The following is a 3,266-nucleotide window of genomic DNA, read 5'->3' as shown; positions in this document are numbered from 1 at the left end:
GGGGCAGGAATCGGGGACGTCATCTCCACCCGCGTCCTCGTCGCCTCTTCCGAGCAGTCCGATCTGGTGGCCTCCTGGGAGGTGGTGCGCGCGGCGTTTGGTGAGCATGACGTCCCGAGCACGCTGATGGGCGTCACTGTCCTTGGCTACGACCATCAGCTGGTGGAGATCGAGGCAGTCGCCGCTGTCATGGACTAAGCCCGCCACGCCCTGGTCTGCAACGATGTAAGCCAACAGGACAAAAGGAGCACCTTGATGGCCGTCACCATGAACGACGTCGCGCGCGTTGCCGGGGTCTCGTTGAAGACGGTCTCCAACGTGATTAACAACTACGAGTTCATCCGGCCCGCCACTAAACAGCGCGTCCTGGATGCCATTGACGAGCTGGGCTACGAGGCCAACCTGACAGCCCGCAGCCTCCGCTCCGGCAAGACCAGCATGATCGGGTTGGTCCTGGCCGACCTCTCCATTCCGTACTATGCAGAGTTGGCGTCGGACATCATGAAAGCGGCATGGGCCCGAGGCTACCGAGTGCTGGTGGAGCAGTCAGGGAATGAGCCGGAGCACGAAAAAGCGGCGCTCCAAGGGCAGTTCCGAACCCTGACCGATGGCCTCCTTTTCATACCCCTCGCGTTGGACGCTGAGCAGATCATTCACGCGGCCGGAAAAAAGCCGCTGGTCCTGCTCGGCGAATACGTCCAGGATCCCCGGCTGGACATGGTCCTCATCCAAAACCACCAAGCAGCCGCAGCGGTCACCGCGCACCTGCTGGCGGGCGGCCGCCGTCGTATAGCCGTTATAGGCGCGCACGACGGCGACACTACCGGCAGCAACGGCCTGCGCCTTGAGGGGTACAAGGCTGCGCTCGCTGACGCCGGCGTGACCTACGATCCCGCCTTGGTGATTGATTGCGACTGGCGTCGCGACGGCGGTGCTGAAGCGACCGCGAGGTTGCTGGACAGCGGCGTGGATTTCGATGCCGTATTCGGGCTCAACGACGCCCTCGCGTTGGGGGCATTGCACGAACTCCTGGTCCGGGGCCGGAAAGTCCCGGAGGAGATCGCCGTTGCCGGTTTTGATGACATTGATGAGGCGAAGTTCGCCTCCCCGTCACTGACCACGGTGGCGCCGGGGCGTACGGAAATTGCGGAGCGCGCCGTCGAACTCCTCATTAATCGGATCGAGAACAAGGACGCCGCGCTTGACGTGCAGCAGCCGGAGGCGGCCTTCGAGCTGCGGATCAGGCAGTCGGCGCCCTGACCTCCGCTGCGGGTGCCCGGGGCCGTTAGTGTTTGAGGAATGAACGTGATCCCTGCTGAAGTCCTCACCCCTGCCGTGCTGATCGACGTCGACGTCCTGGACCGGAACATAGAACGCATGGCGGCCAGCATGCTCGGCAGGGGACTGAAGCTCCGCCCGCACGTGAAGACGCACAAGACTTTGGAGATCGCGCGGAAACAGTTGGCGGCCGGGGCCGTGGGGATCACCGTGGCCACAATCGGCGAGGCCGAGGTCTTTGCCGCGGACGGCGTCAAGGATATTTTCATCGCCTATCCGCTCTGGGTGGAGGCCCCGCATGCTGACCGGCTCCGCGCCCTGGCAGCGGCGTGCCGCCTAGTAGTGGGCGTGGATTCGGCAGAAAGTGCGACGGCGATGGGCCGCCACCTTGGGGCGGATGCCGGCAGCATTGAGGTGCTGATCGAAGTGGACAGCGGTCATCACCGCAGCGGCGTTCTGCCGTCCGAGGTGGTGGAGGTGGCCAAGGCGGCGGCCGGCGCCGGGCTGATGGTATCCGGAGTATTCACCTTCCCTGGACACAGCTACAGGCCAGGTATGCCCACCGGCGCTGCCGGCAACGAGAACGATGCCCTGGGGCTGGCTGCGACGGCGTTGACCGAGGCGGGCTTCGAGGTCACCACCATCAGCGGGGGCTCCACGCCCACGGCCTTGATCTCCGGGGAGTCTGCGGCAACCGAACTGCGCCCGGGCGTCTACGTGTTTGGCGATGCCCAGCAGCTGGAACTCGAACGGTGTTCGTGGGACGAGATCGCGCTGACGGTTGCGGCCACCGTGGTAAGCAGGCACGAAGCTGCAGGTGGGAACGTCCGCCGGGTTGTGCTGGACTCCGGCAGCAAGATCCTGGGTAGCGACCGCCCGGATTGGGCCACAGGGTTTGCGCGGCTGCCTGAATACCCCGAAGCCAAGGTCACTGCCTTGTCAGAGCATCATGCCACTGTGGTGTGGCCGGACTCCTCGGAGTTGCCGCCACTGGGTACCAGGCTGCGCGTGATCCCCAACCACGTGTGCCTGACCATGAACCTGGTGGATGAGGTGACTGTGGTGCGCGGTGGGACCGTGGTGGAGCAGTGGGCCGTGGCGGCGCGGGGGAGGAACAACTAGGTACCGTTTTGGTACCGTCGCTGCCTGGCAATGAATCGGCGCGTTCCTGAAGACCTTGATCGTCGGCTGCAGGGATCAGAGTTGGTTTTACAGGGGCATGCGCGGCGACGTGAGATCAGTGAGGGGCTGGATTTCGTGATGAGTCACGATGCTGAGCTGCTGACGCGCCTTGAGGATGCGTGACAGCGTACCTGGGGGCGCGGCGCGGTCAGCCAACCGCCTGCACGCTGCGGAACAGGGTGTGAAACTCGCGATCGTGGTAAACCAGTGGAGCCGAGCCGGCAAGGTTGGACCGGATATCGAGGACTGTGGCGGCCAGCAGGACTGAACCACCCAGCGGTGCCCGGTGGACAATTTCGCAGCGCAACGCCCACTGAGCCTCCCTGAGCAATGGCTCGCCGGTGGGGAGCCGCTCCCAGTCCATGTCGCCGGTGAACCGCGGGGCAGCGGGATCGGCGAACGCGCGTGCCAACTCCAGCTGATCGGCGCCGATGAGGTGCACCACGATTCTCTCGGCAGCGGCGATGTGCGAGGCCGAACGGCCGCTGGTCACAGAGAACGCAAGCGTTGGCGGATCCACGGCAACCGATGCTACCGAGGACGCGGTCAGGCCTACTGCACCATCCGGCCCCGAAGCGGTAATAATGGCGACTCCCGCCGGATGGGAGCGGAATGCGGCCCTGAAAAGATCGCCGACTGGTTCGGACTGCAAGGGCTGGGGGTAGGTCATTAACGCACTTTCATGGGACTGGTCAAGGATGGCGACCTACGCGGACGCGCACCCGACCGATGCTATGACCTCAACTTAAGTTGAGGTCAATTCGGCTGAATCCGACCCCCGACTGAGACGAATTGGAAACGTCGCC

At 64.4% G+C, this 3,266-nt stretch carries 3 protein-coding genes and 1 pseudogene; 3 read left to right on the top strand and 1 reads right to left on the bottom strand.

Annotation, left to right across the window (positions count from 1 at the left end):
• The 3 genes and pseudogenes from HP499_RS22525 to HP499_RS22515 all read left to right on the top strand — a co-directional run.
• A pseudogene (locus HP499_RS22525) lies at positions 1–198 on the top strand (RidA family protein); the annotation flags it as partial.
• Positions 199–255: 57 nt separating this feature from the next.
• Positions 256–1,260: a LacI family DNA-binding transcriptional regulator gene (locus HP499_RS22520; protein WP_172326307.1), complete on the top strand. Its 1,005-nt coding sequence runs from the start codon at positions 256–258 to the stop codon at positions 1,258–1,260.
• A gap of 39 nt (positions 1,261–1,299) precedes the next feature.
• A complete protein-coding gene (locus tag HP499_RS22515) occupies positions 1,300–2,400 on the top strand; it encodes a D-TA family PLP-dependent enzyme (protein ID WP_172326306.1) in 1,101 nt (366 codons plus the stop codon).
• A 208-nt stretch (positions 2,401–2,608) separates the two neighbouring features.
• On the opposite strand, the gene HP499_RS22510 is transcribed toward HP499_RS22515, so the two are convergent.
• On the bottom strand, positions 2,609–3,130 hold the full coding sequence (locus tag HP499_RS22510) for a flavin reductase family protein (protein WP_172326305.1): 522 nt from the start codon (positions 3,128–3,130) through the stop codon (positions 2,609–2,611).
• Positions 3,131–3,266 lie beyond the last annotated feature (136 nt).

This window comes from Paenarthrobacter sp. CM16, assembly GCF_013179505.1.
GTDB lineage: Bacteria > Actinomycetota > Actinomycetes > Actinomycetales > Micrococcaceae > Arthrobacter.
The sequence above is the reverse complement of the archived record's forward strand: the minus strand, read 5'-3'. Positions and strand labels throughout refer to the sequence as shown.

Bases quoted from the DNA above. Each gene is read 5' to 3' on its own strand.
- HP499_RS22520 (WP_172326307.1), top strand. From the start codon at position 256: ATGGCCGTCACCATGAACGACGTCGCGCGCGTTGCCGGGGTCTCGTTG.
- HP499_RS22515 (WP_172326306.1), top strand. From the start codon at position 1,300: ATGAACGTGATCCCTGCTGAAGTCCTCACCCCTGCCGTGCTGATCGAC.
- HP499_RS22510 (WP_172326305.1), bottom strand. From the start codon at position 3,130: ATGACCTACCCCCAGCCCTTGCAGTCCGAACCAGTCGGCGATCTTTTC.